The following is a 6000-nucleotide window of genomic DNA, read 5'->3' as shown; positions in this document are numbered from 1 at the left end:
GCAGATGTCGCAATCCACACCGAGCCAGAAGGCCCTCACTCATTTCAAGATCACCACACCGTGAACCCCGTCACCAACCTCCGTGGTCAGTACACCTAGAGCTCGCTGGCGCTCTTGCCCTGCAGCCCCGTCTTCGCGGCGATCGTGGCCCACAGCTCCGAGGCCTGCTTCTTCGCCGTCGTGGCCGTGCCGCTCGCCGCGTCGCCGCTGCGCAGGTGGGCGTTGTCCTTGGACTTGGCCGGGTCGCAGCCCGCGGCCAGGTCGCCGGCCCACTGGGCGTACTCGGAGTCGGCGGTGGCGGAGGCCTGCCACGCCTGCTGGAGCTGGGTGACGAGCTTCGCGCCGTCGGTGAGCTTGTCGACCTTGAGGTCGCCGAGCTTCTTGAGCAGTTCCTGCCGCTGGGCCGCGGCCGCGGTGAGCGCGGCCTGCGAGTCGGAGAGGTTCTGGCACTTGCCGACCGCGGTGACCGCGTTGACCACCGAGGTGCGGCTGGCGCTGGCGGTGCCGAGCAGGTCGGACATGGCCTGCGCCTGGGCCTTCGTCTCGGGGGTGACGGCGGCGTTCCCGCCGTTCGGGCTGGGCGCGGCGGCGCTCTGGCCGGCCGTGCTGCCCTTCGCGGTGTCCTTGTCGTCCTTGTCGCCCCCGCTGGCCAGCACGCCGACCAGGACGGCGATCACCGCGACACCGGCCACGCCCGCACCGATCAGCACCTTGGCGCTGGGCTTCCGGCGGCCGCCGTCACCGGCGTACCCCTGCTGCGGCGGCTGCGGGGAGCCGTAGCCCACGCCGCCCCCGTACGTCGGCTGGGGAGCCCCGTAGGCGGGCTGCTGGGGCTGCTGCTGGGGCGGGAACGCGGGCGGCTGCTGCGGCGGGAAGCCGGGCTGGGGGGCGCCGCCGACGGACGGGCCGCCCGCCGGGTAGGGCGGCAGGTACTGGGTGGCGCCCTCGTCGGCCTGCGGGGCCGCCGCGGTCGGCTGCGGGGGCGCGCCCCAGTACTCGGGGCTGCCGCTCCCGCCGAGCGGCGGCGCGGACTGCTGCTGCGGGACGGGAGCCTGCGGCGGGGCGTACGGGGGCTCCGCGGCGGCCTGCGCCGGAGTGCCCTGACCGTCCGCGGCGGGCTCCGGGCGGAACAGGTCGTCCAGATTGAAGTCGCCGGAGTTGGGGTACGAGCGGCGCTGGCTCAACGCGATTCCTCACCTGTGCACGGCTCCGGGATCCCGGGCCTCTCGGTTGCCCCGCCGGTTTGCTGACGGCGGACCACAACTGCGAGGCCACGGTACCCGTTCACCGGCACAGGTGACTACGCGGGCCGCTGTTCTGTGCTATTGATTCACGATCCGCGCTGGGCCGGGGGCCGTCACGCGGCCTCCCCGTCCATCCGGGCGTGGAACTCCCGCACGGCGCGGTGCCCGCGGTACGGCTCCAGCCGGCTGCGGAAGTCGTCCAGGTACTCGACGCCGCGGTTGGAGCGCAGCCCGCTGAGCAGCCGGACGGCCTCGGTGCCGGTCTCGCAGGCGCGTTCCAGGTCGCGCTGCTGGAGCTGGGCGGTGGCCAGCAGGACGAGGTCGACGGCGCGGCGGCGGACGCGGTGCGCGGGGTGCAGTTCGAGCGCGGTGCGGGCGTAGTGCTCGGCCCGCTCGCCCTGCTGCAGGTCCCGGTGGCAGTGCGCCAACTCGTCGGCGAGGTAGGCCTCGTCGAAGTGGACGATCCAGTCGGGGTCGTCGGCGGGGTTGCGCTGCTCCATCGCGGCCAGCGCCTTGGCGGCGACGCTCTCGCAGGCGTACGCGTCGCCGAGCAGGGCGTGGCCGCGGGCCTCGGCGGCGTAGAACATCGCCATCGCGGTCGGGGTGGCGACGGTCCGGGCGCCCTCCTGGGCGGCGCGGGCGAGTTGGGCGATCTCCCGGGGGTTGCCGAGGGTCGCGGCGAGGTGGCTCATCGACGCGGCGAGCACGTAGCCGCCGTAGCCGCGGTCGTCGGCGGCCTGGGCCAGGCGCAGCGCCTGGATGTAGTACCGCTGGGCGAGGCCGGGTTGGCCGGTGTCGACCGCCATGTAGCCGGCCAGTTCGGTCAACCGGGCGACGGCGCCGAAGAGTTGACGTCCCGTCTCGTCGCGGTAGGAGCCGCCGAGGAAGCCGGAGACCACGCTGTTGAGGTAGTGCACCACGACGGGGCGGACGTGGCCGCTGCCGAAGCGGTGGTCGAGGTCGACCAGCATCTGGGTGGTGGCCCGGATCGCCGCGACGTCGGCCAGGCCGACCCGGGTGCCGCCGGTGCGGGCGACCACCGGGTCGGGCGGGGTGATCAGCCAGTCCCGGCTGGGCTCGACCAGCGCGGAGGCGGCGACGGTGGTGCCGGCCAGGAAGTCGCGCTTGCCGACGTCGCTGCGCCACAGCTCGCAGATCTGCTCCAGCGCGGCGCCCAGGCTGGGCGCGAACTGGAGGCCGACGGCGGAGCTGAGGCTCTTGCCGTCGGCCATGCCGATCTCGTCCACGGTCACGCCGCGGCCGAGCTTGCGGCCGAGCGCCTCGGCGATCACCGCGGGCGCCTGCCCGCGGGGTTGTTGCCCGCGCAGCCAGCGGGCGACGGAGGTCTTGTCGTAGCGAAGGTCCAGTCCGTGTTCTGCTCCGCAGAGGTTGACCCGGCGGGCGAGGCCCGCATTGGAGCAGCCCGCCTCCTGGATCAGCTGCTGCAGACGCTCGTTCGGCTCTCGTGCGACGAGTGGTCTCGCGGCCATGGGCTTTTCCCGCCTCCCCAACGCCGTCCGGACCCGACCGGAGGGCGACGACTGTGCAACACCATGCGGAATACCCACGGTGACGTACCCACTCCCCACGCGCCCGGGTGAATGCCTCTGTGCGCCCCCACTGCGCCCGTTACCGCCCCTGCTCGGACGACCTCTTCCGACCAGGATCACCGTCCCGGGTGACATCCCGCGCCCCGTTCGAACCGTTCGGCCCGGGGCCGTAACCCGCACTCACGGACGGTAGTTGTGCAGCACGTGGACAACACCCCGGGAGCCCCCGAACAGAACCTGCCGCCGCTGCTGATCGAAGCCGTCCGCTACGCCGAGGACCGGCACTGGGAGGTCGCGCCGGGCGCCTGGCTGCTCGACGGCGACGGCCCGGCCCGCTGCTCGTGCGGCGAGGAGCGCTGTGCGCTCCCCGGCGCGCACCCCCTCGGCGCGGACTGGCGGCGCAGGGCGAGCGCCGGGCCCGGGGTGGTCCGCAAGTGGTGGACCGAGAACCCGGAGGCCTCGATCCTGCTGCCCACCGGCCGGGCCTTCGACGTACTGGACGTGCCGGAGGTCGCGGGCTGCCTGGCGCTGGCCCGGATGGAGCGGATGGGGCTGCAACTGGGCCCGGTGGTCGCGGTGCCCGCCGCGCCGGGGCGCACCGGGCGGCGGCTGCACTTCCTGGTGCTGCCCGGCGTGGTCGACAAGCTGCCGGACATGCTCCGGCAGATCGGCTGGACGCCGGAGCGGCTCGACCTGGTGGCGCGCGGCGAGGGCGACTGGGTGGTGGCCCCGCCCTCCCGGGTCGGCGGGTACGCCTCCGCGCAGTGGGCCCGGCCGCCGTCCGCGCTGAACCGCTGGCTGCCGGACGCGATGGAGCTGGTCAGCCCGCTCGCGTACGCCTGCGGGCGCGAGGCCTCGGCCCCGCGCCCCGTGCAGCGCCCGGCGGCCGCCGTGCGCTGACCTCCCGAGTGTGCCCCCGGCCGATCCGGTGGGGGCGTGTCCGCGCGGCACCCCGCGCGGCCGTGGCGGGTCCGGCCCCCGATCCGGGGGCGGGGCCCGCCGTTCGCGTGCCCCGGGGCCGTTCCGGCCCGTTCCGACCCGTTCCGGCCCGTCCGGAGCGTGATCTTCCGGAACCGGTCGTCATACCCGCAGGTCAACGGGGGAAGCCCACCGATCGGGTGACCTCGCTCAAGGATTGGCCGCGGCTGCCGAGGGGATCATCCTCAGCGTCAGCACGGGGCCGACGGAGCGGAAGGAGCGAGCGGGCCGAGAGCGCGGGGGGCTGCCGGGAGGGCGTTCGGACGGGGAAGCCGAATGCGGCAGCGGGAGGGCAGGGAGGGGCGAGGGGGAACGGGGAGGAAGCGGCCGGGCGCGGCCGGGGAGCCGCGCACGACCGCTACGGGGGGCGGAGGGGAGCAGGGGGGAACGGGGGACGGCGCAGGGCCCGGTGTGGGGACACCGGGCCCTGCGCCGTACGTCGTGCGTCGTACGTCGTGCGTCGTCCGCTCCCCGGTCGCCCGGCGCCGCCTACGGCTGGGCGACGAACACGTGCGCGGCGATGTCCTTGCCCAGCTCGGCCGCGCTCTCGCCGGCGCCGACCAGCACGCCGCCCGCCGCCGGGGCGACCCGCACCGTCGCCCCGGGGCGGACGCCCGCCCGGCGCAGGGTGCGCATCAGCTCGCCGTCGGTCTGGATCGGCTCGCCGATCCGGCGGACCACCACGTCCACCCCGTCCTTGGCCGCGACGGCCTCCAGCGTCACCAGCCCGGCGTCGTAGCCCTCGCCCTCGGCCTTGGTGTCGCCGAGCTCGTCCAGGCCCGGGATCGGGTTGCCGTACGGGGACTGGGTGGGGTGGCCGAGCATGGCGAGCACCTTGCGCTCGACCGTCTCGCTCATCACGTGCTCCCAGCGGCAGGCCTCCTCGTGGACCTGCTCCCACTCCAGGCCGATCACGTCCACCAGCAGGCACTCGGCGATGCGGTGCTTGCGCATCACCCGGACGGCCAACTTGCGCCCCTCGCCGGTCAGTTCGAGGTGGCGGTCCTCGGCGACCTGGAGCAGGCCGTCCCGTTCCATCCGGCCCACCGTCTGGCTCACCGTCGGGCCGGACTGCTCCAGCCGCTCGGCGATCCGGGCGCGCATCGGGGTGATGCCTTCCTCCTCCAGCTCCAGGATGGTGCGGAGGTACATCTCAGTGGTGTCGATCAGCCCTGACATCGCCCCTGGCTCCGTTCTTCGGTGTCCTCACCGCCAATTCTGACGTACCGCGGTGACAACCGGATCCGCGCGCCCGCTATGCCCGGTGCCTCTCGTCGTGGTTGACAGCCGGGTCCGGCGCGGGCCACCGTGCACGCCGTAGTTTTCTCCACAGTGCGGTCTGGACCACCCGACCGCCACCGAACTCGGACGGAGCAGAGATGAGCGAACTGGTCGGCCGGTACCTGGACGCCGCCGTGGCCCACCTGGAGCGGATCCGCGCCGAGGAGGGGGAGAACGTCGAGGCCGCCGCGGAGCTGCTGGCGGAGGCCGTCGAGCACGGCCGGCGGATCTTCACCTACGGCGCCGGGCACTCCTCGCTGGCCGCCCAGGACGTGGTCTACCGGGCCGGCGGCCTGGTCGTGATGAACCTGCTGAACGTGCCCGGGATGACCGGCGTGAACGTGATGCCCGCGCACCTGGGCAGCGCCCTGGAGCGGGTCTCCGGGCTGGCCACCACCACGCTCGACCTCACCCCGGCCCGCAGCGGCGACCTGCTGTTCGTGATCTCGCTCTCCGGCCGCCAGGTGATGCCGGTCGAGCTGGCGCAGCACGCCCGCGCCCGCGGCATGAAGGTGATCGGCGTGACCTCGCTGGCCTATCCCGGCGAGGTCACTTCCAACCACCCGTCCGGCACCTACCTCAAGGACAACTGCGACGTCGTCCTGGACAGCAAGATCGGGATCGGCGACGGCGAGCTGGACCACCCCGGCGCGGGCGCCCCGTTCGGCTCGGTGTCGACCATCACCACCAGCGCCCTGATGCAGTCGGTGACGGCCTCGGCGATCGCCAAGCTGGCCGACCGCGGCATCACCCCGCCGCTGTTCCGCTCCGGCAACGTCGACGGCGGCACCGAGTGGAACAACAAGGTGATCGCCGACAACGCGGACCGGATCTTCTACGCCTGGTGACCCCAGCGGCGACCTGCTCCATTCGGCCAACTCCGGTGCCGCTCGCGTAAGTTCACCCGGAACGGGGAAGGACTCCCGAGTCCGGTGAGACTGCGCTGC

Annotated in this window: 5 protein-coding genes; 2 read left to right on the top strand and 3 right to left on the bottom strand. The window is 73.9% G+C overall.

The features are described 5' to 3' along the window. Positions 1-95: 95 nt before the first annotated feature. On the bottom strand, positions 96-1184 hold the full coding sequence (locus tag OO57_RS44530) for a hypothetical protein (protein WP_051776422.1): 1089 nt from the start codon (positions 1182-1184) through the stop codon (positions 96-98). A gap of 173 nt (positions 1185-1357) precedes the next feature. Then, positions 1358-2734 (bottom strand): hypothetical protein, encoded by a 1377-nt coding sequence (locus OO57_RS02620; protein ID WP_033250573.1) that lies wholly within the window; start codon positions 2732-2734, stop codon positions 1358-1360. 255 nt (positions 2735-2989) lie between these two features. On the opposite strand from OO57_RS02620, the gene OO57_RS02615 reads away from it, so the two are divergent. Continuing rightward, positions 2990-3694, top strand: a complete 705-nt coding sequence (locus tag OO57_RS02615; protein WP_033250572.1) for a bifunctional DNA primase/polymerase — start codon at positions 2990-2992, stop codon at positions 3692-3694. 567 nt (positions 3695-4261) lie between these two features. Here the strand turns inward: OO57_RS02615 and OO57_RS02610 are convergent. Next, the gene (locus OO57_RS02610; RefSeq protein WP_033250571.1) at positions 4262-4951 is read right to left on the bottom strand and encodes a metal-dependent transcriptional regulator; all 690 of its coding nucleotides are present in this window, start codon (positions 4949-4951) and stop codon (positions 4262-4264) included. A 200-nt stretch (positions 4952-5151) separates the two neighbouring features. Here OO57_RS02610 and OO57_RS02605 point away from each other — a divergent pair, with 200 nt between their 5' ends. Then, positions 5152-5901 carry a sugar isomerase domain-containing protein gene (locus tag OO57_RS02605; RefSeq protein WP_033250570.1) on the top strand — a complete coding sequence of 250 codons (750 nt, stop codon included), beginning with the start codon at positions 5152-5154 and terminating at the stop codon, positions 5899-5901. Positions 5902-6000: the final 99 nt, after the last annotated feature.

Origin of the sequence: Kitasatospora phosalacinea (assembly GCF_000717185.1) — a bacterium.
Classification (GTDB): Bacteria; Actinomycetota; Actinomycetes; order Streptomycetales; family Streptomycetaceae; genus Kitasatospora; species Kitasatospora phosalacinea_A.
The sequence above is the reverse complement of the archived record's forward strand: the minus strand, read 5'-3'. Positions and strand labels throughout refer to the sequence as shown.

Excerpts from the sequence above, each read along its gene's own strand:
- OO57_RS02610 (WP_033250571.1), bottom strand. The coding sequence starts at position 4,951 with ATGTCAGGGCTGATCGACACCACTGAGATGTACCTCCGCACCATCCTG.
- OO57_RS02605 (WP_033250570.1), top strand. The coding sequence starts at position 5,152 with ATGAGCGAACTGGTCGGCCGGTACCTGGACGCCGCCGTGGCCCACCTG.
- OO57_RS02620 (WP_033250573.1), bottom strand. The coding sequence starts at position 2,734 with ATGGCCGCGAGACCACTCGTCGCACGAGAGCCGAACGAGCGTCTGCAG.